General features: G+C 61.4%; 21 protein-coding genes. 13 read left to right on the top strand and 8 right to left on the bottom strand.

The window, feature by feature from the left end:
• The first annotated feature begins 54 nt into the window (after positions 1–54).
• From FQ320_RS07175 to FQ320_RS07160, 4 genes are read left to right on the top strand one after another with little or no spacing between them, the layout of a single operon-like run.
• Positions 55–1,176 (top strand): MlaE family lipid ABC transporter permease subunit, encoded by a 1,122-nt coding sequence (locus FQ320_RS07175; protein WP_255509402.1) that lies wholly within the window; start codon positions 55–57, stop codon positions 1,174–1,176.
• Positions 1,176–1,985, top strand: a complete 810-nt coding sequence (locus FQ320_RS07170) for an ABC transporter ATP-binding protein (protein WP_148471023.1) — start codon at positions 1,176–1,178, stop codon at positions 1,983–1,985. Before FQ320_RS07175 ends, FQ320_RS07170 begins: the two co-directional genes overlap by 1 nt.
• The gene (locus FQ320_RS07165; RefSeq protein ID WP_148471022.1) at positions 1,985–3,700 is read left to right on the top strand and encodes an MlaD family protein; all 1,716 of its coding nucleotides are present in this window, start codon (positions 1,985–1,987) and stop codon (positions 3,698–3,700) included. The genes FQ320_RS07170 and FQ320_RS07165 overlap by 1 nt, the downstream gene beginning before the upstream one ends.
• Position 3,701: 1 nt before the next feature.
• The gene (locus FQ320_RS07160; RefSeq protein ID WP_148471021.1) at positions 3,702–4,319 is read left to right on the top strand and encodes an ABC-type transport auxiliary lipoprotein family protein; all 618 of its coding nucleotides are present in this window, start codon (positions 3,702–3,704) and stop codon (positions 4,317–4,319) included.
• Positions 4,320–4,346: 27 nt separating this feature from the next.
• Here the strand turns inward: FQ320_RS07160 and FQ320_RS07155 are convergent, their stop codons facing one another.
• Complete coding sequence (locus FQ320_RS07155) at positions 4,347–5,447, bottom strand: AI-2E family transporter (protein ID WP_148471020.1); 1,101 nt, start codon at positions 5,445–5,447, stop codon at positions 4,347–4,349.
• Between the two features lie 554 nt (positions 5,448–6,001).
• Between FQ320_RS07155 and FQ320_RS07150 the strand changes: the two genes are divergently transcribed.
• The 7 genes from FQ320_RS07150 to FQ320_RS07120 all read left to right on the top strand — a co-directional run bounded on the left by FQ320_RS07150 (position 6,002) and on the right by FQ320_RS07120 (position 15,512).
• Positions 6,002–7,033: an NADP-dependent oxidoreductase gene (locus FQ320_RS07150; protein ID WP_148471019.1), complete on the top strand. Its 1,032-nt coding sequence runs from the start codon at positions 6,002–6,004 to the stop codon at positions 7,031–7,033.
• 27 nt (positions 7,034–7,060) lie between these two features.
• A complete protein-coding gene (locus FQ320_RS07145; protein WP_148471018.1) occupies positions 7,061–7,735 on the top strand; it encodes a type 1 glutamine amidotransferase domain-containing protein in 675 nt (224 codons plus the stop codon).
• Between the two features lie 486 nt (positions 7,736–8,221).
• On the top strand, positions 8,222–9,133 hold the full coding sequence (locus FQ320_RS07140) for an ABC transporter substrate-binding protein (RefSeq protein ID WP_148471017.1): 912 nt from the start codon (positions 8,222–8,224) through the stop codon (positions 9,131–9,133).
• Between the two features lie 17 nt (positions 9,134–9,150).
• Positions 9,151–10,317 carry an ABC transporter permease gene (locus tag FQ320_RS07135; RefSeq protein ID WP_255509401.1) on the top strand — a complete coding sequence of 389 codons (1,167 nt, stop codon included), beginning with the start codon at positions 9,151–9,153 and terminating at the stop codon, positions 10,315–10,317.
• Positions 10,314–11,249 carry an ABC transporter ATP-binding protein gene (locus tag FQ320_RS07130; protein ID WP_148471016.1) on the top strand — a complete coding sequence of 312 codons (936 nt, stop codon included), beginning with the start codon at positions 10,314–10,316 and terminating at the stop codon, positions 11,247–11,249. Before FQ320_RS07135 ends, FQ320_RS07130 begins: the two co-directional genes overlap by 4 nt.
• The gene (locus tag FQ320_RS07125; protein WP_148471015.1) at positions 11,246–11,989 is read left to right on the top strand and encodes an ABC transporter permease; all 744 of its coding nucleotides are present in this window, start codon (positions 11,246–11,248) and stop codon (positions 11,987–11,989) included. The genes FQ320_RS07130 and FQ320_RS07125 overlap by 4 nt, the downstream gene beginning before the upstream one ends.
• A gap of 625 nt (positions 11,990–12,614) precedes the next feature.
• Positions 12,615–15,512: a PAS domain-containing protein gene (locus FQ320_RS07120; protein ID WP_148471014.1), complete on the top strand. Its 2,898-nt coding sequence runs from the start codon at positions 12,615–12,617 to the stop codon at positions 15,510–15,512.
• Positions 15,513–15,585: 73 nt separating this feature from the next.
• Here the strand turns inward: FQ320_RS07120 and FQ320_RS07115 are convergent, their stop codons facing one another.
• Entirely contained in the window at positions 15,586–16,014 is a 429-nt protein-coding gene (locus FQ320_RS07115; protein ID WP_148471013.1) for a CHRD domain-containing protein, read from the bottom strand.
• A 486-nt stretch (positions 16,015–16,500) separates the two neighbouring features.
• Here FQ320_RS07115 and FQ320_RS07110 point away from each other — a divergent pair, with 486 nt between their 5' ends.
• The gene (locus tag FQ320_RS07110; protein WP_255509400.1) at positions 16,501–16,896 is read left to right on the top strand and encodes a hypothetical protein; all 396 of its coding nucleotides are present in this window, start codon (positions 16,501–16,503) and stop codon (positions 16,894–16,896) included.
• Positions 16,897–16,914: 18 nt separating this feature from the next.
• On the opposite strand, the gene FQ320_RS07105 is transcribed toward FQ320_RS07110, so the two are convergent.
• Positions 16,915–17,250: a hypothetical protein gene (locus tag FQ320_RS07105; protein WP_148471011.1), complete on the bottom strand. Its 336-nt coding sequence runs from the start codon at positions 17,248–17,250 to the stop codon at positions 16,915–16,917.
• Positions 17,251–18,116: 866 nt separating this feature from the next.
• Between FQ320_RS07105 and FQ320_RS07090 the strand changes: the two genes are divergently transcribed.
• A complete protein-coding gene (locus tag FQ320_RS07090) occupies positions 18,117–18,938 on the top strand; it encodes an endonuclease/exonuclease/phosphatase family protein (RefSeq protein ID WP_255509399.1) in 822 nt (273 codons plus the stop codon).
• Positions 18,939–19,018: 80 nt separating this feature from the next.
• Here the strand turns inward: FQ320_RS07090 and FQ320_RS07085 are convergent, their stop codons facing one another.
• The 5 genes from FQ320_RS07085 to purF form a co-directional block, all read right to left on the bottom strand.
• A complete protein-coding gene (locus tag FQ320_RS07085) occupies positions 19,019–20,215 on the bottom strand; it encodes a M23 family metallopeptidase (RefSeq protein WP_148471008.1) in 1,197 nt (398 codons plus the stop codon).
• Between the two features lie 100 nt (positions 20,216–20,315).
• The gene (locus FQ320_RS07080) at positions 20,316–20,957 is read right to left on the bottom strand and encodes a protein-L-isoaspartate(D-aspartate) O-methyltransferase (RefSeq protein ID WP_148471007.1); all 642 of its coding nucleotides are present in this window, start codon (positions 20,955–20,957) and stop codon (positions 20,316–20,318) included.
• Complete coding sequence (gene surE / locus FQ320_RS07075; RefSeq protein WP_148471114.1) at positions 20,954–21,736, bottom strand: 5'/3'-nucleotidase SurE; 783 nt, start codon at positions 21,734–21,736, stop codon at positions 20,954–20,956. Before surE ends, FQ320_RS07080 begins: the two co-directional genes overlap by 4 nt.
• A 75-nt stretch (positions 21,737–21,811) precedes the next feature.
• On the bottom strand, positions 21,812–22,456 hold the full coding sequence (locus tag FQ320_RS07070; RefSeq protein ID WP_148471006.1) for an SDR family oxidoreductase: 645 nt from the start codon (positions 22,454–22,456) through the stop codon (positions 21,812–21,814).
• 172 nt (positions 22,457–22,628) lie between these two features.
• Positions 22,629–24,092: an amidophosphoribosyltransferase gene (gene purF / locus FQ320_RS07065; RefSeq protein ID WP_148471005.1), complete on the bottom strand. Its 1,464-nt coding sequence runs from the start codon at positions 24,090–24,092 to the stop codon at positions 22,629–22,631.
• Between the last annotated feature and the right edge of the window lie 140 nt (positions 24,093–24,232).

Raw genomic sequence — 24,232 nt, 5'->3', positions numbered from 1 at the left:
GGGGCGGGGCGGCCCTGTTCGTGGGCGGCGGCGTGAATCATTCGGAGTGGACTTTTGAGCCGACAAGGGCCGGATAAGGATACAGTGCCACCGGGCATCGAGGTGACCGACGGGCGCGTCGTGCTGTCCGGTGATCTGCTGATCGGCGATGTCGCTGACCTGTCGCGTGATCTGCAGGATGCGCAAAGCGTCGACATCGAACAGGTCGGGCGGATGGACACGGCGGGGGCGTGGTTCATCCTTGATCTGGCGGCGCAGATTGGCGGGCCGGACGCCAGCGCGCCGATCTCTGGGGCAAGCGACGTGCAGACCCTGCTGCTTGATACCGTGCGTGAAAACATGCCGGGGGCGGACGCTGCACCGGATGCTTGGCCTTCGCTGACCGACCGGATCGAGATGATCGGGCGCAAAGCCCATGACGCCTGGCGTTCCACCGTTGAAATCATCGGTTTCCTTGGGCAGATCGTCGCGGCGCTGGCCGGTCTGGTGATCCACCCGCGGCGCCTGCGGCTGACCTCGCTTGTCCACCACATGCAAGAGGTTGGCTGGAACGCCGTTCCAATCGTGGCTCTGATGGCGTTTCTCATCGGTATCGTGCTGGCGTTTCAGGGGTCGTCGCAGCTGCGTCAATTCGGGGCCGAGGTTTTTGTGGTCGATCTGATCGCTATCTCGATCCTGCGCGAGTTGGGTATCCTGCTGACCGCGATTATCATCGCCGGGCGGTCCGGGTCGGCATTCACGGCCGCCATCGGATCAATGAAGATGCGCGAAGAGGTGGACGCGATGCGCACCCTCGGGCTGGACCCGGTGCAGATTCTGGTGGTGCCGCGTGTGCTGGCGCTGATCTTCACGCTGCCGTTTCTGGGGCTGATCGCCGATATTTCCGGCCTTGTGGGCGGTGCGCTCATGTCATGGATCGAGCTGGGCGTGTCGCCGGGGGTGTTTCAGGCGCGGCTGGTGGCCGACGTCAACATCTGGCAATTCGCGGTCGGGATCATCAAGGCGCCGTTTTTTGCGCTGATCATCGGGGTCATCGGCTGTTACGAGGGGCTGAAGGTCGGAGGCAACGCGGAATCGCTCGGGCGGCTCACGTCCACTTCGGTCGTGGTGTCGATCTTTCTTGTCATCGTTGCGGACGCGATGTTTTCGGTGTTCTTTGCTCTGGTGGGTGTGTGATGACCGAGACGGAGCAAGCAGAAAAGCCGATCATCCGGGTGCGCGGGCTGGTCAAACGATTTGGCACACACGTTGTTCATGACGGTGTCGATCTGGATGTGCGCCGGGGGGAAATCATCGGCATCGTCGGCGGATCGGGCACGGGCAAATCCGTGCTGCTGCACCAGATCGTCGGATTGCTGAAGCCCGACGCAGGACAGATCGAGGTGTTCGGCCAAAGCGTCCGCGACACTTCCGACGAGGAATACCGCGACCTGCGCCGCCGTTGGGGCGTGATGTTTCAGGACGGTGCGCTGTTTTCATCGCTGACCGTGCGGCAGAATGTAGAAGTGCCGATGAAGGAACAATTGGACCTGCCCGACGATCTGCGCAAGACTCTGGCAGGGATCAAGGTGCGGATGGTTGGACTGCCCGACAGTGCGCAGGGCACCTATCCGTCCGATCTGTCGGGTGGGATGCGCAAACGGGCCGGGTTTGCCCGCGCCATCTCTCTCGACCCCGAGATCGTGTTTCTGGACGAACCGACCGCAGGGCTCGACCCGATCGGCGCGGCGGCGTTTGACACGCTGATCGGTCGGTTGCAGGCGGCCTTGGGACTGACGGTGTTCATGGTGACGCATGATCTGGACTCTCTGCACGCGATCTGTGACCGGATTGCCGTGCTGGCCGAGAAAAAGGTACTGGCGGTCGGTACGATGGCCGAAATGCTCGAGGTGGACCACCCTTGGGTGCGCGAGTACTTTCACGGTCCCCGCGCCCGCGCCGCACTGGCCACCACTGACACGACTGACAAGGACGAGATGCGATAATGGAAACCCGGGCGAATTTCATCCTGATCGGCGCCTTTACCCTTGCGGGTATCCTTGGCACGCTCGGGTTCATGATCTGGCTGGCAAATGTGCAGCTTGACCGGCAATATGCCTATTATGGCATCCTGTTCGATGACGTTTCGGGGCTGGATGCCTCGGGCGACGTGCGGTTCAACGGGATTGCCGTGGGCAAGGTGATCGAGCGGCGGATATTCGAGCCCGATCCCTCCAAGGTCTTTGTGCTGATCGAGATCGATTCAACGACGCCGGTGCGCGAAGATACGGTCGCACAGCTCAGTTCGTCGCCGGTGACCGGCGTGTCCTATATCTCGCTGTCCAACAGCCGGGCCGAGGCTCCGCCGCTGGTGGCTGCTTCGGGCGAGGTGCCGATGATCGTTTCCCGGCCCTCGACGCTCCAGCAACTGGTGGATGGTGCGCCCGATCTTGTGACCGAGGCGACACAGCTTCTTGAGCAATTCACCAAAATCGCCGGGCCTGAAAATCAGGCCCATGTGTCCGCCATCCTGCAAAACCTCGATTCCGCGTCTGGCGGGCTGGACCGCGCACTGGCCGATTTTTCGGATATTACGACCACTGTGAGTGACGCGACTGCACAGATCGCGGACTTTACCGCCCGGCTGGACGTGATCGGGGCCGCGGCGCAGGCCACGTTGACCAACACGGACACCGCCCTTGCCTCGGCCAGCGGCGCGTTCGACGCGGCCGAGCGCACGATTTCTGCGTCATCCTCGGCCATCGACAGTGCCGGTGCGGCCTTTGCCCGGGCCGAGACACTGATGCGCGACGAAGTTCCGGGTATCGTGGTGCAGATCTCGGAAACGGTGGAGGCGCTGAAAGCTGCGCTGGCCGATATGTCCGACCGGACCGGCACCACGCTGGACGGGTTCGCGGAAACTGCGGATCTTTTGAATGCGCGCCTGACCGAGTTGGAAGGCACCCTGACCGGAGCCGAGACCGCATTTACCGCCGTTACAGAAGCGTCAGACAGCTTTTATGCGCTGGTCGATGGGGACGGAACGCTTTTGGTCAGCGAGGCGCGCGGAGTGCTGGCCGATGCCAGCCGGGCCATCGCCACGCTTGAGACGGTGATCAACGACGATGTGCCCGCCATGGTGAGCGACATCCGCGCGGCAATCGCCAGCGCGCTGGGCGCGGTGGAACAGGTTGCGGCGGATGTGACCAGCGCAACCGGCAGGCTTGATCCATTGGCGGCCGATGCACAGGCGACCCTGAGCGCAGCAACAGCCCTGTTCGACCGGGCGCAGACGACGCTTGTCCATCTGGACGGGGCGCTGGTGACGGCAAACAGAGCGATAACATCGGCTGACGCCACGTTCGGCGCCGCAACCGACCTGCTGTCGACCGATCTTGGCCCGGTTCTGAACGATATCCGCGCCACGTCGGAAAGGATCCGCACGGCGACGATACAGGTGTCTGACGATCTGCCCGCGATCACCTCGGACCTGCGGGGGCTGATCGCCCGGGCCGACACAGTGATGGAACAGGTGCAGGCGACTGTCACAGCCTCGGCCCCCGGCATCCGCAGTTTTACCAGCAGCGGGTTGGCGGAATTGACCGGACTGAGTGCCGAAGCGCGTGGTCTGGTCCAAACCTTGAGTCAGCTTGCCCGGCGGATCGAACGGGATCCGGCCCGGTTTCTTCTTGATGAACGCGTTCCCGAATACCGGAGATGACATGACACAGCCGATCATCCTTACCCGCCGCGCGGCCCTTGTTGGGGCGGTGGCTTCGCTTGGCGGTTGCAGCGCGCTGTCCTCGCTGAATGACGCGGCCACGCCGCTGAATACCTTTGACCTGCGTCCCGCGCCGGGTGCCACGACCGGGCGGCGGTCGGGGCAGACCATCCTTGTGGCACGCCCCGAAACACCTGCGGCCATCGCGACGGATCGCATCGTGGTAAAGCCGGATGCGCTGTCCGTCACATACCTGCCGGACAGCCGTTGGGCCGATGATCTGCCCGCCGTGGTGCAATCGCTGCTGATCCGCTCCATCGCCGGAACCGGGCGGGTGGGCTATGTCGGACCAAGCGAGGGCGGACCGGTGCCGGATGTGGCGCTTTTGTCCCGTGTCGATGGGTTTCAGGTCGAAGCGGGGTCTGCCGGTTTCGAAGTCGTGATCGAGATCAGCCTGACCCTTGTGCGGGACCGCGACCAAAATGTAATCGCCAGCCGGGTCTTTCGGCAAAGCGTCACGGCCGCAGACGATATCCCCGCGGTACTGGTTCCGGCGTTTCAGACGATCCTGAACGCCCTGCTGCCGCAGATGGCGAATTGGGTGACCGCCACCGCCTGAACCGGCGCGGGGCGCGATCCGTCCCGATCACGCATCATCAGACGGCGTTCTTTTGGGCAGGGTGTACATCGCGCCGTCCACAGCCACACGATCGGCCATAAGCACCGCAATGCCACGGGTGGTGTCAAAGGCCGACAGCACAATCGTCAACATCGAAGTCAGCGGCACGGCCAGAAGCGCGCCGGGCAATCCCCACAGGGCAGACCAGATCGCGAGCGAGACGAGCACGACGAAGGGCGAAAGATTGACGCGCCGCCCCACCAGCCGCGGATCAAGGATATTGCCCACCGCGATCTGTGCCGCCGTCAGCAGCACCGCGACAAGCAGCGTCCATTCCAGATTGCCGAACTGCAACGCGGACATCCCGACAGGAAAAGCCACCGCGACCAGCGACCCGATATAGGGGATATAGTTCAACAGACCGATCACCAGCGCCCAGAACAACGGATAGTCGATCCCCAGCGCCCAGAGGATCACAAAAGAGATCGCCCCGAGTATGACGTTCACCAAGGTCTTGATGGCAAGGTAATCACCGATCCGCCGGTTGATATTGCCGATCATCGTTTCGGCCCGCGCCGCACTTTCGTGATCGGGCAATGCCGCCGAAAGCTTTGCGGCAAAACCTGCACGCTCGGACAACAGGAACGCCGCATAGACAATCACCAGAAACACCGATGCGCCGATGTTGGTCACGTTCAGCAGGACATCGTTCACAAGTCCCTGCACCGAAAGTCGGCCCAAGGTGGCATCGCGTATCGTTTTCCAGTCGGGCCTCTCGTCCAGACCGGCCATGTCGGCGGCGCGCGCGACCAGCCGTTCGATGTTGGTCTGATATGTCGGTGCCTCGCGCAGGATCTGACCGACGGTGCCCACAACGACCCCGGTGAGCAGGATAACCGCCACCGCAAAGCCCAACAGCACAATGAACCGTCGCAGCGACGTGGGAAGCCTTCCGATAACGGGCAGGCGACCCAGCGCGTCCGATGCGCTGAGCAGGACGTAAACCGCGATGACCGCCGCAAGAATCGGCAGCAGTACCGGCTTGCCGATGAAGATCAGGAAGCCGGCCAAAACGACCAGCAGAGCCGCGTTGACCAAAGTCGAAAGATGCGACGCGCCTGCGGCCATGGCTTGATATCTCCCCGGCGTCTGCCGCGTTTCCCGTCGGGCCCGGCGGTGTCCCTGTGCCGTTTGCGGCATCGGGATGCAATACCACAGCAAGTATGTTCTCGCGCCCGGGCAAGGTCAACGGATGTGGCGAGCTGCGAAATAAAATACGAACCCGGCCCGGGATCGTCGCGCCACGGGACACTAGGGGGGGGGGGGCCGCTGGCGTGAACCTGTGCAGGACCAGAAATATTTTAGGGGCCGCCACAGGATGTCACCTCGCCGCATATCCCCGACCCCACGGGACTTCCGGCCAGGATCATCGCCGCGTGCGGCAGGCGCCGGATGCCGGTACGCGACAACTTCCGTCGCGTTAAACCCCGGCGAAGGTCCATGTCGAAGACCCGTTGGCATTGTATTCGAGTTCTCCGGTCATAGCTAAAGATTGACGTATCAGCCGGTGCTTACCGCTGATCTCTCATCCCTGCGAGACCGGACCGTTGTGACATGCGGGTTTCGGCCTCCTTATAGAAAACGGACCAAACAGCAGGTCTGACCAGACAAGGACTCTTTCCATGACACAATCCGACACTCAGAACCGCAAATTCGTTCTGGCCGAGCGCCCGAAGGGCGAACCGGACGACAAAACGCTGCGGCTGGAAACCGAGGATCGGCCAACAGCTGGCAAGGGCCAGATGTTGTTGCGCAACGAATTCCTGTCACTTGATCCATACATGCGCGGCCGGATGAGTGATGCACCCTCATATGCTGCGCCGGTTGAAATCGGTGGCGTGATGGTGGGCGGCACGGTTTCGCAGGTTGTAACGTCGGATGTGAAGGGCTTTGAGACAGGCGATTGGGTCGTCGCTTTTGGCGGCTGGCAGGATTACGCACTGTCCGACGGCACTGGCGTGATCAACATGGGCAAGAAGCCCGAAAACCCCTCCTGGGCGCTTGGAGTGCTGGGGATGCCGGGCCTCACCGCTTGGGCGGGCCTGACCCAGATCGGTAAGCCAAAGGCGGGTGAGACCCTTGTTGTCGCCGGGGCCAGCGGGCCGGTTGGTGCAACCGTCGGCCAGATCGGCAAGATCCTCGGCTTGCGTGTTGTCGGCATCGCCGGTGGTGCCGAAAAATGCGCCCATGTCGTCGATACTTTGGGCTTTGACGCCTGTATCGACTACAAGGCCGATGGCTTTGCCTCGGCGCTGAAAGCTGCCGTTCCCGATGGCATCGACGTCTATTTCGAGAACGTCGGCGGTGCGGTCTTTGATGCGGTCCTGCCTTTGCTCAACCCCTCGGCCCGTATCCCGGTTTGCGGCCTGATTTCGCAGTACAACGCGACGTCGCTGCCGGATGGCCCGGACCGCTTGAACCTGCTGCTTGGCACGATCCTGCGCAAACGGATGACCATGCAAGGCTTTATCGTTTTTGATGATTTCGGCCAACACTATCCCGAGTTCGCCAAGCAGATGGGCGACTGGGTGAAGCAAGGAAAGATCCAATACCGTGAGGAAATGATCGACGGATTGGAACAGGCCCCCGCAGCATTTGTTGGCCTGTTGAACGGCGAGGCTTTTGGCAAACGCGTCATCAAGCTGAGCGCCTGAAACATACAGATCAAGAGGCAACAACCGATGAAAATACTCATGGTTCTCACGTCGCACGACAAGTTGGGCGACACTGGCAACAAGACCGGCTTCTGGCTTGAGGAGTTTGCGGCCCCCTATTACGTCTTCAAGGACGCAGGGGCTGACATCACGCTGGCGTCGCCAAAGGGCGGTCAGCCGCCGCTTGATCCGTCAAGCGACGCGGAAGACGCCCAGACCGACGCCACCAAGCGTTTCAAGGGTGACGACGCTGCGCAGAAGGTTCTGGCCAACACCGAAGTCCTGTCGACCATTTCTGCCGACGGGTTCGATGCGATCTTCTATCCCGGCGGGCATGGTCCCCTCTGGGATCTGGCCGAAGATGGCTCGAGCAAGGCGCTGATCGAAGCTTTCGCCGCCACTGACCGTCCCATCGGGGCGGTTTGCCATGCCCCCGCCGTGTTCAAGCATCCCAAGGGCGCGGACGGCAAACCTCTGGTGTCCGGCAAGACCGTGACCGGGTTTACCAACACCGAGGAAGAGGGCGTCGGCCTGACTGATGTCGTGCCATTCTTGGTCGAAGACATGCTGAAGGCCAACGGTGGCAATTATAAGAAGGGTGACGATTGGGCATCCTTCGTTGTGACCGATGGTAAGCTGGTGACCGGGCAGAACCCCGCGTCCTCGGAAGAAGCGGCGCGCAAACTGCTGACGCTGCTCTGAAACCGGTCCGGGGCAACCTTGGTTTGGTTGCCCCGATCCCGCGAGATTTCGAAATGAATTCAAGTATATTGTAAATATTGGTGTCACCGGGGCCGGCTGCTCTGGTGGCACCGAGATGACAGGCGCGGTGGAGCGCAACAGTGCCAAATGGCTGGTTTATTTTGCCCGCCGTTCGCCGCTTGCAAGCCTGAAACACTCCTTCGATCGCTGATCGACGATAACAGCCCCGGCTGTTTTGGTGATGATCCGAAGCCCCCGGCATTTCTGCGCTGCGAGGGTGGGCGCTCGGCGTCACTCTGGCTGATATTTGCGCGGGGAACGGGTAAAAGACCGGCAGCGGCGGTCTTGCTTTGGCCAGATGGTGAATTGCGAATCTGAAACAGAAGCGAAATTGCGGGACTTGGCGGTCGCGCATGTCACGCTATGTTCTGGGCACAGACCAATTCAACCCTGTTGGGAACATCTTTTCAAGGAGCTGAAACCGCCATGAAGATCCGTCTTGTCTTTGCCGCCGCCGCCACCCTGACAAGCGCGCTGGCCACTGTAGCCCATGCCGATATCACTGTCTCGTCCAAGATCGATACCGAAGGTGGGCTGTTGGGCCACATCATTGCGCTTGCGCTTGAAGATGCCGGCCTGCCGGTTGAGCGTCGGCTGCAACTTGGCGGCACGCAGATCGTGCGCGAGGCGCTGCTGGCCAGCCAGATCGACATTTATCCCGAATATACTGGCAACGCGGCGTTCTTTTTCAACGAAGCCGATAGCGATGTCTGGAAAGACGCCAAGGCGGCGCATGATCGGGCGACAGAACTGGATGCCTCGCAGAACGGTATCACCTGGCTCGACTCGGCCCCGGCAAACAACACTTGGGCGATTGCCGTGACTGGCCCTGTTGCCGAGGAAAACAATCTGGTCACCATGTCTGACTTCGGGGCATGGGTGAGTGGCGGTGGTGAGCTGAAACTTGCCGCCTCGACCGAATTCGTGTCCTCTCCGGCAGTTCTGCCCGCCATGCAAGAGACTTATGGGTTCGAGTTATCGCAGGATCAGACGATTATTCTGTCCGGTGGCGATACCGCCGCGACAATTCAGGCGGCGGCGCGCGGAACTTCGGGCGTGAACGCGGCCATGGTCTATGGCACGGATGGCGGGGTCGGCGCGACGGGCCTTGTGGTGATGGAAGACGACAAGGGCGTGCAGCCAGTCTATGAGCCGACACCGATCGTCCGCACTCAGGTGCTCGTGGAATATCCCTCGATTCCCGAAGTGCTGAACCCGATCTTTGCCGGGCTGGACATGGCAACGCTGCAAAAGCTCAACGGCCGGATTCAGGTTGGCGGTGAGCCGTCCGAAACGGTGGCCCGCGATTACCTTACCCAAGCGGGGATACTGGACTGAGCCTCCACGGAATATCCGTGACACAACCCGGGCGCTTTGTTTCTGCGCCCGGGCTGCTGTTCGCGGCACTGGGGTTGGGAGCGCTGCTTGCGCCGTTCATGACAATTTCCGCCAACCGCATCGTCGAGGGTCAAGGCGTGAAGGTCTGGAGCCTGGCCGGAGCCGGAGAGACCCTTGTCGGCATTGTAGCGGTGACGGTGGGGCTGGCCCTTGGGGTGCCCCGCGTTTGGCCGCGCCTGCGTCTTGGCGGGGCGATACTGGGTCTTGCGGGGTTGCTGTGGCTGTTGATGCAGGGCGCACCTGCGCTGCTGGACGGGGCGGGGGAATATGCGCGCGTTTCGCCGGCGATCGGGTTCTGGTGTCTGTTCACCGTTCTCATGCTGCTCATGGCCGATGCCCTTGCCGACCTGACCCCGGGACCATTCGCGCGCGCCGGTCTTCTGACGGCGGTATTGTCGGCGCTGGCGTTGGTTCTGTGGTCCGGTGCGCTTGCGGATCTGTCGGTCCTGCAGGAATTCGCCAGCCGGAAAAACGGGTTTCTCGACGCCGCGCTGCGCCATCTGGGGTTGGCCTTCGGCTCGCTCGCGGCGGCAGCGGTCATCGGCTTTCCCTTGGGGGTGCTGTGCCATGGCCGTGCAGATCTGCGCGGCATGACCCTGCCGGTGCTGAGTTTTTTGCAAACCATTCCGTCACTTGCCATGTTCGGCCTGATGATCCCGATTTTCAGCTGGGTCGGCGAAACGGTGCCGGGCGCTCAGGCCATCGGGATTGCGGGGATCGGCTTTGCGCCGGCCTTTGTGGCGCTGGTGCTCTATTCGCTCTTGCCGGTGGTCGGCAATACCGTGGCCGGACTTGCCTCAGCGCCACCCGCCGCGATCGAAGCGGCGCGGGGCATGGGCATGACCCCCGGACAGCGCCTTGTGCGGGTCGAACTGCCACTGGGCCTTCCGATTATCCTGACCGGGGTGCGCATTGTGCTGGTGCAGAATATCGGGCTTGCCGTGATCGCCGGGCTGATCGGTGGCGGTGGCTTCGGCACCTTTGTCTTTCAGGGGCTCAATCAGACGGCGACCGATCTTATCCTGCTGGGCGCGTTGCCCACTGTCGTACTGGCCCTTGTGGCCGCCATCGTGATGGACATCCTCGTGGATCTGGTCCGCCCGACACCGGAGACAACCCCATGATCGAGATTGACCGGATCACCAAGACTTATAACGGCGTGCGGGCAGTGGATTCCGTGACGATGACGGTCGAGACGGGCACGATCACCGTGATCGTCGGCACCTCTGGTTCGGGCAAGACGACGCTGTTGCGGATGATCAACCGGTTGGAAGAACCCAGTTCTGGCGAGGTGCGGATCAATGGCGAATCCACCTTGGCGGTAAAGCCACATATCCTGCGGCGGCGTATCGGCTATGCGATTCAGGGTCACGGGCTGTTTCCGCACCATACGGTGGCGCGCAATATCGCCGCCGTGCCGGAATTGCTGAACTGGTCTGCCGACAAGATCCGCGCACGGGTCGATGAATTGCTGACGCTGTTCTCGATGGAGCCTGCGACATTCCGTGACCGCTATCCTGCCGCGCTGTCGGGCGGACAGCAGCAGCGTGTGGGCGTTGCGCGGGCGTTGGCGTCGCGGCCCGATCTTTTGCTGATGGATGAACCCTTTGGTGCGCTTGATCCGGTCATCCGCACCCGCGCGCAGGAAGATTTGCGCCGCATCCAGCAACAGTTGGGGTCGACCATCATGTTGGTCACCCATGACATGGAAGAAGCAATGCGCCTTGGCGACAGGGTGGCGGTCATGGATGCCGGTCGGCTTGTGCAGCACGGAACCCCGGCCGAGATCATCACCCGGCCCGCGACGGATTTCGTGGCCAGCATGGTGGGCGAAGTGGAGCGCCCGCTGCGCCTTTTGTCACTCGTTCCCGTCTCGGATCTGGTCGAGGCAGGCACAGCCGAAGGCGAAGCGCTGCAGGTCGGGGCAAGCCTGCGTGACGCGCTTTCGGCCTGTCTGTGGACCGGACGCAGCGCGGTTCCGGTCGAGCAGGACGGCAGGCGCGTCGGGCGCGTGACCTTCGACGCCATTCGCGCCCGCGCACGGGTCCACCCATGAGGATCGGCACTGTCCTGCGACCGGCCCTGGTCCTGCTGCTGTTGGCGCTGGTCCTACGGCCTGCTTGGTTCACGCCAGTTTTCGCGCCCTTTGCACCGCAAGGCGGCCCGGTGATCTATGACCGTGTGTCGCTGCTGTCGCTGTCTCTCAGCCATCTGGGTCTGGTGGCGGCGGCGTCGGCGGCTGCGACGTTGATTGCCGTGACGCTGGCCATCCTCGTGACCCGACCGGCGGGGGCCGCGTTTCGCCCGTTGTCGCGCACGATTACCAACATGGGGCAGACCTTTCCACCGGTCGCCGTTCTGGCATTGGCCGTGCCGGCGCTGGGGTTTGGCGCGGGGCCGACACTGGTTGCGCTGTTCCTCTATGGTCTGCTGCCGATCTTCGAGAATGCGATCGCGGCACTGTCGACCCTGCCACCCGCCACGATGGAGGCGGCGCGGGGCATCGGGCTGAACCGTTGGCAACGCTTGGTGCGGGTGGAACTGCCCCTTGCGCTGCCTGTGATACTGACGGGTATCCGGCTGTCTGTGGTGATTGCGCTCGGCACCGCGACGATTGGCTCGACCGTCGCTGCCCGGACTCTGGGCGAGGTGATCATTGCCGGGCTTCTGACCAACAACACCGCCTATGTGCTGCAAGGCGGGCTGATCGTCGGATTGTTCGCGGTACTTATCTATGATGCTCTGGTGCAGCTTGAGGTACGCCTTGCCCGGCGCATCGGTGCGCAATCGTCCTGACCTTTGCGTCGTCCGAAACGGATCGTGTAGCGTGGGGATTTGGGTTGATTGGCCCGCTAAAATTCGCGTTGTTGCAAGAGATGTTGGTGGAAATGGCGGGCGATTGCACGATGCAGAACGCAATGCTTCCCAAAATCCCATCGCACCGCAGGTAATTGCAAATGAAACGGCCAGATCCAGTTTGGGCTGCCGATATCACCTGTCGAGCGATGTGGTGTGGATGTCTCGATCGGGTCGCAACCTGTCGCCCGGCGTTGGTCTGATGCAAATCATGAGAGTGACGGATTGGCCCACCCAATCGGATCTGGCGTGTCGGATCTTGAACACGTGATCGGCCTGTTTTTAGCGTCACGGCAGAGGACAGGGGCGACAATCAAGGGTGCGCAAGCAATCATCGGCAGCACTTGGATGTTTGCAATTGCAGATCGCACAGAGGTTCGGCAACACCCCTCGCAAGACCTCCCTGTTTCAATCTACAGTTGAAACAGCTCAACAGAAAACTACCACAAGTGAAGTTACCCAAAGGTGTCTTTAAGCGCGCCACTTTCCAACGCTTTACAGCAACACTTTTATTACGCATTGCTTTGTGAAAATGCCAACATGAACGAAAGCTGAGACCTTGACCATGCGGATCGATCTTGACGCGCTTTTTGCCGCATCGCCTTCGCCCTATGTCCTTCTTGATCCGGATTTGCGGATGGTCTGGGCCAATGACGCCTATATCAAAGTGACCGGCCGCGAACGGGACACATTGATCGGGCGGCTCATGACCGAGGAATTTCCGGCCCCGCCGGATTCCGTGTCCGATCAAATGTTGCGCGCCTCGTTCCGCAGGGTGCTTGCGACCGGTCAAACCGATCACCTGCCGTTGATTCCCTATCCCATCGAGACTGCCGACGGCGAGATCGAAGAACGCGTCTGGAGCGCGACACACACCCCGATCCTGAATGCAGAGGGACAGGTGGAGTTCATCCTGCAAAACACGATGGATGTGACCGGGCTTTATCGGGGTGAGGCGGGCGCGATCACAGATGATCTTCCGCAGCGCGCGGCTATGGTGCAGCGGGCGGAAGCCGTCGCAACCGAAAATCTGGCGCTTGGAACGATGATGGGGTTCTTCCAGTCGGCTTTCGATCAGGCACCGAGCTTTATTGCGATCTTGAATGGGCCGCAGCATATTTTTCAGATCACCAACCAGTCCTATACAGATCTGATTGGCGGCCGGGATGTCATTGGCCTGCCGGTGCGCGAAGCACTGCCCGAACTCGCCCAACAGGGCTATTTTGAACTGCTCGATCAGGTTTACGCATCAGGTGAAGCGGTGTCGATGAAGGGCATGTCCGCGCTGATCCAACCAACGCCCGATGGACAATTAGAGCAACGGTTCGTTGATTTCTTCGCTCATCCGCTGAAGGACGACACGGGTGCTTCAATCGGGGTGTTTGTTCAGGGGCATGATGTAACAGGGCAGGGAATTGCCGAAGCTACGCTGACGGCGACCCGCGAAAAGTTCAGAACGATGGCGCAGACCATGCCAAATCAGGTCTGGACTGCCGATCAGGACGGTGGCCTGACCTGGTTGAATGACCGTACCTATAACTTTACCGGATACCGCGAAGGTGAGTTGTACGGGGGCAATTGGGAACGCGTGGTTCATCCCGACGACCTTGAAGCGACAGTGGAAAAATGGGCCGATGCGATTGCGCAGGGCGTTACCTATGAGCACGAATTCCGCATTCGCAAGGCGGATGGCAGTTTTCGCTGGCATCTGGTGCGCGCGTCACCTCTGAGGGCGGACAATGGGTTATTGACCGGTTGGGTCGGAACCAACACCGATATCGAGGATCGCAAGAATACCGAAGCCCAGATTGCCCAGTTGAATGCGACGCTGGAAACCCGTGTGGCAAAGCGCAATCAGGACCTGCAAGAGCTGCATGAAACCCTGCGCCAAAGCCAGAAGATGGAAGCGATCGGCGGTCTCGCAGGCGGTATCGCGCATGATTTCAATAACCTGCTGCAGGTCATCACCGGCAATCTGCAACTGGCAGCCCGTGAGATTCCACAGGACTCGCCCGGGCAGGTGCGCATTGATCAGGCGATGAAAAGCGTCATGCGCGGTGCGACCCTCGCGTCGCAGCTGTTGTCTTTCGCGCGCAAACAGCCGCTGGCACCGGTGGTCACCAACCTGAGCCGACTTCTGGGCGACACGACCGAGATCCTGCGCAGCGCCATAGGCGAGGGCGTGGAGCTGGTGACCCGGTACGAAGACGCGCTTTGGAATACCAACGTCGATCCCAATAACATGGAGAATGCCCTTCTGAATCTGGCGATCAACGCGCGGGATGCGATGGACGGAATGGGCACACTGTCGATTGATATTGGCAACGCTGATTTCACCGAGGCTTACGCCCACTCTCATCCGGACGTGGCGGCCGGGCAATATGTGGCGCTCGCCGTTACCGATACCGGATGCGGGATGCAGCCCGAGACAGTCGCGCGGATATTCGAGCCGTTCTTTACCACCAAGGAAGACGGTCATGGCACCGGGCTCGGCCTGTCGATGGTCTATGGCTTTGCCAAGCAATCCGGCGGGCACGTCATCATTGAAAGTGTTCCGGGCGCTGGGACGACGATCACAATCTATTTGCCGCGGTCCTTTGAGGACGTGCAGGATATGCAGCCGGCCGAGGCGCGCGGGCTGTCGGGTGGATCCGAGACAATTCTACTGGTCGAGGATGATGATGAAGTCCGCCAAACCACTTTCCACATGTTGACGGATCTCGGGTATACGGTTCTCCCGTCCTCTGACGCCAAACATGCGCTGAGCATCGTGGAAAGCGGCCAACAGCTGGACCTTCTGTTCACCGATGTGGTGATGCCGGGGGAAATCACCAGTCACGCGTTGGCAGAACAGATGCACAGATTAAGGCCCGGAGTGCCCGTGCTTTTCACCTCGGGCTATGTGCAGGATTCCATCGTGCACAATGGGCGTCTGGACGAGGGGATCCAACTGCTCAGCAAGCCCTACGGGCAGTCGGATCTGGCGCAGAAAATCCGCGCGGTTCTCGGTGGTAACGGTGTGCCGGTCCTGTCGCCCAACACAAACACCGCACCCCTGCCACACCACTGCACTCAGCCCAAAACACTGCAATTCGACGGGTTGCGCATTCTGGTCTGCGAGGATGACATATTGATCCGAACGGATATCGCTGACGGATTGCGCGATGCCGGATGTACGGTGCTGGAGGCCGGAAGCGCCCAGAAGGCTCTCGACATATTGAAGTCCGAGGCGGTCGATCTGCTGGTCACCGATGTCGGACTCCCGGATCGGACAGGTGAGGAATTGGCGCAGGACGCCCGGCACCTGATCCCGGACCTGCCGGTGATCTTTGCGACGGGCGGTATCAATGTTCCATCGGCCGCCGGTCTGGGCAACTGCAAAGTGCTGGGCAAGCCGTTTCGCGACGTTGACCTTCAGGACGCGATTGGAACGATGGTATCCTCACTGCGCGAACAAGCCTGAAGCCGAACGAAACGGGCGGGAATGAACCATCCCCGCCCGTTCAACTTTGATCTACCTAGAGTGGCGGCAGAGGTTATTCAGCGGCCGTCAGCTGTCCGCGAATTTCCCCATCCGGATACTCTTCTGTGTGCACGTTCACATAGTATTTCCCGTCGCCAAGCTCGCCGATCTGCTCATCGGTGATGTCGGCGCTGCCCTCCATGATAGCGTCGGACATGTCAATCGCCGGGCCCGCATTTTCGTCCATCGCGGCGGGGCCGTGAATATGTGCCGCTGTTGCGTCACCTGTCAGACCTTCGACAGTGACGACCCAGGACACCGTCTTTGCTTCAGTGTCGACCGTAACATCGGCGGTGCCGGTCGCGGCACTTTCAGTCGGAGGAACTTCGGCCCCCGCGGTGAGATCTGCGGTAAATTTCATCTCTTCCGCAAAGGCCGGCAGAGCGAGCATTGCGCAGGCGGCGATCGATGCAGCCGTGTATTTTACAGTGGAAATGAACATTTTGTACTCCGTTTGTAACGTCAGACATCAGACAAACGAACGCCTCGCAAAGACGTTCCCTGTACGGCTTTCACAGGGACGTGCAGCGGCGGAATGCCGCCCAATCGTATAACCGCGCCGGGTGCCGGTTTATGAAATGCCGCCGATGTAGATGCGCGATCCAGATGACCCAGGCAGCGCCAAACCGCACACGGATGCGGTCTTGGCCAAGCCGACAAAATTCCGGATAGATGCGACCCCTCCGCTCCCTCTTTCGAAATCTGCGTCACGGTCTGAGCGGTGCTGCGGTAATCAAAAGTTCCATCCACTGATTTCCCTCGCCACGCCCAGAGTGCCGTGAACGCTCTTGCAACCTTTTTGCATCATGCTCGGGCATGGGGCCCCTGACAGCTTTGGCAGGGGTATTAGGGGTAGAGGAGTGGAATGATGCGGGCTTTCGCGCGAGCAATACGGCTGTGTGGTCTCTTGGTCTTTGGAGGCATCTTGGTGACATCTGTGCCTGCGGCCGCGCAGCAAACGAACATCGTCGTTCGAAATGACAGGGGTGGGGTGATCGGACAGCGCGCCGATGCAATCAACAGGATTCGCGCCCTCAGACAAAGGGTCGAAATTCGGGGACCGATCTGTCTGTCATCCTGTACGATGTACTTGGGGGCAGGGGATGTCTGTGTCGATCCGAATGCGACCTTGGGCTTTCACGGCCCATCGTCCTATGGCCGCCCACTGACGCACGCCGATTTCGAATACTGGAGCGAAGTCATCGCCGATCACTATCCGACTCAGTTGAAAAACTGGTTCATGACGACGGCCCGACACCGGATCACCGGATACTATAAGGTATCCGGTGTCCAGTTGATCCGCATGGGAATCGCACAGTGCTGATTCGCCGGGTATTTTCGGTTACTGAGTGTCCGAGGTCGACGATCCGCCGGCAGCTGCAGCGACACCGGCTACCACGACACCGACGCCGATAACCGGGGCCAGTCCGCCAAGCAAAGGCACGACGTTGGTGGCAGGGACGATTGCAGCCACACCTGCCGCAGCTGGAAGCGCGGCAGGGTTAGTCCCGCACGTCACGACAAGACGGTTGCCGGGCTCGAAACGGGCCTGAACAACTTCCATGCCGTGACAAGCATCACGATCTCTTGCGACATCGATCGCGATGCGGGTCTCGGCCAAGGCGGGCGCGGTAAGGGTTGTTGCGAAAAGCAGGCTGGCGGCAAGAATTGATTTCATGTCGTAAACTCCATATGTCAATTAAGTGCGTAACATATGCAGAATGAACAAAGAATACGCCATTGAGTGAAATCGGCAGTTTTGTTGCGAAGGCTTTCTTTTTTCATCAGTGCAGCGCGACCCAGAGTTAAAAGCAACTGCTCGTCTTGGCTGTCAATCGACCTGCTTGGCCTTGATCCGGGCTTTTGGACGTAAGGCGATGGACTCCGCTCGCAAATTCACCGCTCCCGGGATTTCGCGATGCGGGGACTTTCCGGTCAAGGGATACGGGCGGCGGCATATTCGGTCAGCCACTCTCGTTGCCGCCTGATTGCGCTTTCCCTGAGTCCGAAAAATGCCGCTGAGCGGCCCGGCCAATACGCCGAACGCAATGTCACGCTCAACAATCTGCGCACCAGCGTCTTCAATCGGCCTGAAAAGCCGACTCCAATATTGGTATCCGTGGCTCGCTTGTTCTAAAATCACCAAGTAGACGTCTACAAAACCGGGGCAGCCCAATGTCAGGGCGCCTCCGCCTGAACCGGGGAGACGGATAAAATCGGGCCTGCCGTCCACGAAACCGGTTTGAATGGTGGCACGGTCAGCCCTATGTCGTTGTCTGCGGTCACTTGCGGTCACTTGCGGTCACTTGCGGTGTGACGGGGTGTCGATCGTCCGGTTGATCGGCGCCGGAGTCAGAGCGCGAATGGCAACGGGCACGAAAACCACCTGTGAGGGTTCGGAATGTTTCGCGCCCGAACCTTGCTTTTCGGCCCCGAACCGGTGCTGTGGGCGTGTGCGGCCAAGCTGGTGTTGCTGACCGGCCCGCTGCGACGAATGGCCGGGAGATCGACCAAAGAAACTTTCGGGCCAGGAGGGCCGACGCCGTGACACTGGATATCCGCATTGCAAGTTACAACATCCGCAAAGCGCTGGGAACTGACCGCCGCCGCGACCCCGAGCGGATCGCATCCGTCATCGCCGCGTTGGACGCCGATGTCACGGTGTTGCAAGAGGCGGACCTGCGGCTTGGTGCGCGGCCTGCCGCGCTGTCCGCCGCGTTGATAACCGCGCAAACCGGATTGGTGCCAGTAGAGGTGGCCCGCAGCCCCGTCAGTCTCGGGTGGCACGGGATCGCGATCCTGATCCGCCCGACGACACAGGTGGTGCGGATCGTCCATGTGGATCTGCCGGGGCTTGAACCGCGTGGCGCGCTGGTTGCCGATCTGGATACCGCGACCGGGCCCATCCGTGTGGCAGGTGTGCATTTGGGTCTTTTGCGGCGCTCCAGACGTCTTCAATTGACGCGATTGATTGGATGTCTGGCCGATCTGCCACCCAGACCTACAATAATTACCGGCGATTTCAACGAGTTTTCCAACACGGTCGGACTTGGGAGGCTTTCGCGCCAGTTCACCCTACACATGCCGGGGCGAACATTTCACGCCCGCAAGCCCTTTGTGGCGCTGGACAGGTTCGTCACCAATGGCCTGCTGGATCTGCGCGACATGGGGGTGATGCATACGCCGATGACGGCGCTGGCATCGGACCACCTGCCGATCTGGGCCAGAGCGGTGGAAGCCCCCGCCGCTGCGCAAGTGCCGGACGAAACCGATCACGAGCCGGGCAAAGACTCGGGACCGGACAGTGACGCGGCGACCGAGCGGCAAGATGCCGAGGGTCGCATCGATCCTGCAGGCGACAGATAGGGCCGCCTGCCTGAATCGGTCGGATCAGTGTGGTCCGGCGCGGCGCATCCGCATTCAGCAGTGCAACCGCGCTCGGCAGGCTATTTCAGATAGGGTTCGGGATCGACGCTGTCGAAGCCCTCGCGCACTTCGAAATGCAGACCGGGAGAGGCCGAGGCGCGAATCTTGGCGATTGCCTGACCGCGCTTGACCGTTTCGCCCTTTTCGACGGTCACGTCTTCAACCCCGGCATAGACGGTCAGAATGTTGCCAGAGTGGCGCAGCACGATAATCGGAACCCGGTCGGTATCGCGGGTGATTGCGGCGACGGTGCCGGTTTGCGCGGCACGCACCGGCGATCCGGCCGCGGCCGAAATGTCGATGCCGTCGTTCTTGCCCTTGGAGAAGGTCCGGATGATCGGACCCGATGCCGGCAGTGCGAAACGGGCGGTATCGCTGGCGCTGGTCTGCGTTCCGGCCAGATTCGGTGACGGCGGAGTTTCCTTCGGCTTGTCGGCGGTTTCATTCTTGTCGGGCAGCGGGCTGGCCGCACTGGGCGGCACGGGTGCCACGGTGCCGCTGCCGGGTTTTGTGGCTGCATCGATCACCGGCACAGCGCCCGGAACGGCCACCGGAATCAGCAGATACTGCCCTTCGCGGATGGCCAATTCGCCGGTCAACCCGTTCCATTCGGCAAGTGATTTCACCGGCACGCCGAACAGCCGCGCGATGGAATATGCGGTCTCGCCACGCTTGACCTTGTGGCGCGCGGGTTCCTGACCGCTTGGGGCGGCAGTATTGGCCGCGTTTGCGGATGTGGCTGACGACGAAGCCGAGTCGAGCGGCACCACCGATACCGTCTCGGGCGTGCGGATCGCGGGGGACGTGATCGGTATGATCGGCCCGGTTACCGCAGACCCGGTGGCAGGCGAGGGTTCGGAAACCCGGCGGGGCAGGGCGATGATTTCGCCGCGCCGCAATTTCTGCCCGCGCGGAATTCCATTGTAAGTTGCAAGTTCGTCGGCCGAAAGACCCACACGTCCGGCGACGTCACCCACGGTGTCCCCGGTGCGCGCCACTGCCACCTGATATCCCGGATAGGAAATCAACCCGCGATTGTCGGGCCGTGGCCGCGGTTCGGTCGGTACGTTCTGCACTGCCGTCTTGGTGTGGAAGGCATCGCCAAAATTGCCACGCAAGTCGAGGTCGTAGCCCGAATTGGCACAGGCGCCAAGCGCAAGGAGCGCCGCTGCGCCGGTCAGCAAGGTGCGTTGCCGGGCACCGGTCGTTTGGGTCATTTCTGTCGTCCTCAACTTTGCGGCGTCTTCTGTGGACGCGCGCGTTCCGCGTGTGGTTCCGCCTGTGGTTTCGCCCATGGGAAGGGCCGGCGGCATGGGATCAATCCTGCCCCAACCCTTCCAGAAGAGGGACAAAACGCACCGGACGCAGTTCTTGATAGTCGAACCCCGTTTCGTGGCGCGTCACCTTGATCAGGCTTTGCACCGCGTCCGACTGACCGACCGGCAGAACCATGATACCGCCAATGCGCAATTCCGCCAAGAGGGGGCCGGGCGGATCTTCGGCCGCGGCTGTGACAAGGATGCGGTCAAAGGGCGCCTGTTCGGGAAGACCGCGGCTGCCGTCGGCGGCAAAAGCGGTGATATTGGTAAGGTTCAGCCGGTCGAAGATGATGCGCGCCTCTTGGACCAGCCGCTTGTGCCGGTCAACGGTATAGATCCGCCGGGCCAGCATCGACAGAACCGCCGCCTGATATCCCGACCCGGTGCCGATCTCCAGCACCTTGTGGCGCGGTTGCACGTCCAGCGCCTGGGTCATCAACCCGACAACCGAAGGCTGGCTGATCGTCTGGCCACAGGCGATGGGCAGGGGCATATCTTCATAGGCGCGCTCGGCAAAGATGCCGCGCACAAAGATCCCCCGGTCAATACGCTCCATCGCTTCCAGCACGCGCTTGTCAGTGACACCCTTGGATCGCAGGGCAAACAGGAACTGCATCTTGCGTTCCGGGTCAAATGTCATTCCAACGCGGCTTTCAGTGCATCCAAACTGTCATGCGCCGTCAGATCGGCGCGCATCGGGGTCACCGAGGTGTATCCGACAAGGTTGACGTTGCCGTCGCTGCCGGGTTCCGTGTCGATGTCCTGGCGACCGCCACGCACCCATAGGAACCTGCGCCCCGAGGGCGACATGTGCGGTTCCAGCCCAAAGGCTGTGCCGCGCCGGAACCCCTGTGGTGCCACGCGGATGCCTTTGACATCCGCTGCGGCGACGGGCGGAAAATTGACGTTGTAAAACAGTCGGTAATCTTCGTTTTCCCACAGTCCACGCTCCAGCAGAGCGCGCACGGTGGCGACACCATGGGCTGCTGCCGCTTCAAACGGATTGTCCAGCGTGCGGGTGACCGGGCCCATATATTGTGAGAGCGCGATGGCAGGCAGCCCCTGCAACGCCGCTTCCATAGCGGCGCCGATGGTGCCGGAATACAGCGTGTTCTCGGCCGAATTGTTGCCACGGTTGATCCCGGACAGCACCAGATCGGGACGGTGGGGCATGACGTCATGTAGCGCGACCAGAACGCAGTCAGCGGGCGACCCTTCGGCAGCGATCCGCCGCGGCGAAAGTTCCGTCGCCATGAACGGGTGGGTATAGCTGATGCAATGGCCCACGCCCGATTGTTCGAACGCGGGTGCGACCGTCCAGACCTCGCCCTGCGGACCGGCGATTTCGGTCGCGATTTCGGTCAGGATCTTTAGCCCGGGGGCATCGATCCCGTCGTCGTTTGTAATGAGAATGCGCAACATTTCGCCTTTCCTGCTGCCCCCCTCAATAGGGGAGCGACGGGCGGGCGGCAAGCGGCAGAAGGGGTGGAAAGTTCAGAGCTGGTCCAGCAATGCCAGAAGCCGCGCCGCCTCGTCTTCGCAGGGGGTAAGTGCGGCGCGGTCTTCACCGGGAAAGAACCGCGCCCGGGTCGCGGTGGGCATCGGTTCGGGCGACAGGATGTGAACGGCGGGGCCGGTGCGGCAGGAATCCGCTTGCCAACTCTGCGCCAGCGCGATCTGCGCGGCCTTGCTGGCCCCGTAAGCGGCGAAAAACTTTGTTCCGCCCCGTGCATCGTCAAAAAACAACGCGCGCCCCGTGGTTCCCAGCAAGGGCGCGACCATGGGGATCAGTGTCGCTGTGACGGTTGCGTTCAGCGTCACGGATTTCGTCCAGTCCCGGGCGTCAAGATGCGCGGCAGGGGTCAGCGGTGCGGCATGGATCGCAGTATGCGCCCAGAGGTCGACAGATCCCCAGCGATCATGGATCGACCGACACAGATGTGCCATCGCGTCGGCATTGGCGACATCCATTGGTGCAAGCGTCGTGGTGCCTCCAAGTTCCTTGATCGCATCGTCAAGCTCTTCGAGCGCGCCGACGGTGCGGGCAACGGCGACGATATGATGGGTCGGGGCCAGCGCTTTGGCCAATGCGGCGCCAAGGCCGCGCGATGCGCCGGTGATCAGGGCGATTTTTGTCATTTGGGTGATCTGCCTCGGGGGAGTGGGGGTGGCGGCGTCGGAGCCTCCGGCGGGAGTATTTATGCAAAGAAGAAGCCGGTGGTTGGCGCAGGATGGTTTTGAATGCACTCGACATCCTTCCCGGGATTGGCCGGATTTCGATCCGGCGGTTTCCCGGTAAGGGTATCTTGGGCTATTCGGCAGCCTTCATGTGAAAGCCCTTATCGATCATATCGGCGGGAACGATGGGATAATCGCCGGAAAAACATGCGTCGCAATACTGTGGTTGATCGGGATTGCGACCCTTCACTTCGCCGACGGCGCGATAAAGACCGTCGAGCGAAACGAAGCGCAGGGAGTCCACGTTGAGGTGGTCGCGCATTTCTTCCTCCGACATGGAGGCGGCCAACAGCTTGTCCCGCTCGGGGGTGTCGACGCCGTAAAAGCAGGGCCAGGCGGTGGGCGGGGAGGCGATGCGAAAGTGCACTTCAGCGGCACCGGCATCGAGGATCATCTCACGGATCTTGATCGACGTCGTGCCACGCACCACGGAATCGTCGACCAGCACCACCCGTTTGCCGCGGATCAGCGCGCGGTTGACGTTCAGCTTGAGACGCACGCCCATGTTGCGGATCTGTTCGGTGGGTTCGATGAAGGTCCGGCCCATATACTGGTTGCGGATGATGCCCATACCATAGGGAATGCCGGACTCGGCTGCATAGCCGATCGCTGCGGGGGTGCCGCTGTCGGGGACCGGGCAAACCAGATCGGCCTCAACCGGAGCCTCGCGTGCCAGCTCCACACCGATCTGGCGGCGGGTCTCATAGACCGACCGCCCGCCGAGGATGGAATCGGGGCGGGAGAAATACACGTGTTCAAAGATGCAGAACCGCGATTTCTGCGGCGGGAAGGGGCGATGGCTTTGGCATTCGCCGTCTTCGATCACCACCATTTCGCCCGGTTCGACGTCACGTTCGAAGCGCGCGCCGATGATGTCGAGCGCGCAGGTTTCCGAGCTGAGCACCCAGCCGTCACCCAAACGCCCGAGCACCAGCGGCCGCACGCCAAGCGGATCGCGCACACCGATCAGTTTGGTCCGGGTCATCGCGACAATCGAAAACGCGCCTTCGACCCGGCGCAGGGCGTCCTGCATCCGTTCTGGCACTTTCCTTTGCAGGGACCGGGCCATCAGGTGGATGATACATTCGCTGTCGGATGACGACTGAAAGATCGAACCGGCGCCAATCAATTCGCGGCGCAGCGCATCGGCGTTGGTGATGTTACCATTGTGGGCGATTGCTGCGCCACCCAGGGAGAATTCACCAAAGAATGGCTGCACGTCGCGCATCTGGGTGTGGCCTTTGGAGCCGGAGGTGGAATAGCGGACATGCCCGATGGCCAGTGGCCCGGGCAGAGTGTCCATCAGTGACTGTTTGGTGAAATTGTCGCGCACATACCCGAATCGCCGGGCCGAGTTGAAACCCTGTACCGAATCGTGGCTGACGATTCCGCCGGCCTCTTGTCCGCGGTGTTGCAGTGCGTGCAGGCCGAGTGCCACGAAATTGGCGGCATCGACCACGCCGGTGACGCCGAAGACGCCGCATTCTTCTTTCAGCTTGTCATCGTCGAATGGGTTGGCTGGGGGCAGGTCGCGCATTGCTGACGCTCCGAATCCTGTGGCAGATGGGTTGTGACATAGAGTGTCGGGCCGCCAGTGTCACGAAACGATCACCATGACTGCGTCACGACGCCGCGAATCGGGGGATCACCGGCGCGCCAGTTTCTGAGCAGGAACGA

The sequence above is a fragment of the Oceaniovalibus sp. ACAM 378 genome, from assembly GCF_008085915.1.
Lineage (GTDB): Bacteria > Pseudomonadota > Alphaproteobacteria > Rhodobacterales > Rhodobacteraceae > Oceaniglobus.
Note: the sequence above shows the minus strand (reverse complement) of the source record. Positions and strands in the feature narration are given on the sequence as shown.

Bases quoted from the DNA above. Each gene is read 5' to 3' on its own strand.
- FQ320_RS07160 (WP_148471021.1), top strand. From the start codon at position 3,702: ATGACACAGCCGATCATCCTTACCCGCCGCGCGGCCCTTGTTGGGGCG.
- FQ320_RS07150 (WP_148471019.1), top strand. From the start codon at position 6,002: ATGACACAATCCGACACTCAGAACCGCAAATTCGTTCTGGCCGAGCGC.
- FQ320_RS07080 (WP_148471007.1), bottom strand. From the start codon at position 20,957: ATGACATTTGACCCGGAACGCAAGATGCAGTTCCTGTTTGCCCTGCGA.
- purF (WP_148471005.1), bottom strand. From the start codon at position 24,092: ATGCGCGACCTGCCCCCAGCCAACCCATTCGACGATGACAAGCTGAAA.
- FQ320_RS07155 (WP_148471020.1), bottom strand. From the start codon at position 5,447: ATGGCCGCAGGCGCGTCGCATCTTTCGACTTTGGTCAACGCGGCTCTG.
- FQ320_RS07070 (WP_148471006.1), bottom strand. From the start codon at position 22,456: ATGACAAAAATCGCCCTGATCACCGGCGCATCGCGCGGCCTTGGCGCC.
- FQ320_RS07130 (WP_148471016.1), top strand. From the start codon at position 10,314: ATGATCGAGATTGACCGGATCACCAAGACTTATAACGGCGTGCGGGCA.
- FQ320_RS07170 (WP_148471023.1), top strand. From the start codon at position 1,176: ATGACCGAGACGGAGCAAGCAGAAAAGCCGATCATCCGGGTGCGCGGG.
- FQ320_RS07125 (WP_148471015.1), top strand. From the start codon at position 11,246: ATGAGGATCGGCACTGTCCTGCGACCGGCCCTGGTCCTGCTGCTGTTG.
- FQ320_RS07120 (WP_148471014.1), top strand. From the start codon at position 12,615: ATGCGGATCGATCTTGACGCGCTTTTTGCCGCATCGCCTTCGCCCTAT.
- FQ320_RS07115 (WP_148471013.1), bottom strand. From the start codon at position 16,014: ATGTTCATTTCCACTGTAAAATACACGGCTGCATCGATCGCCGCCTGC.
- FQ320_RS07085 (WP_148471008.1), bottom strand. From the start codon at position 20,215: ATGACCCAAACGACCGGTGCCCGGCAACGCACCTTGCTGACCGGCGCA.
- FQ320_RS07140 (WP_148471017.1), top strand. From the start codon at position 8,222: ATGAAGATCCGTCTTGTCTTTGCCGCCGCCGCCACCCTGACAAGCGCG.
- FQ320_RS07145 (WP_148471018.1), top strand. From the start codon at position 7,061: ATGAAAATACTCATGGTTCTCACGTCGCACGACAAGTTGGGCGACACT.
- FQ320_RS07165 (WP_148471022.1), top strand. From the start codon at position 1,985: ATGGAAACCCGGGCGAATTTCATCCTGATCGGCGCCTTTACCCTTGCG.
- FQ320_RS07105 (WP_148471011.1), bottom strand. From the start codon at position 17,250: ATGAAATCAATTCTTGCCGCCAGCCTGCTTTTCGCAACAACCCTTACC.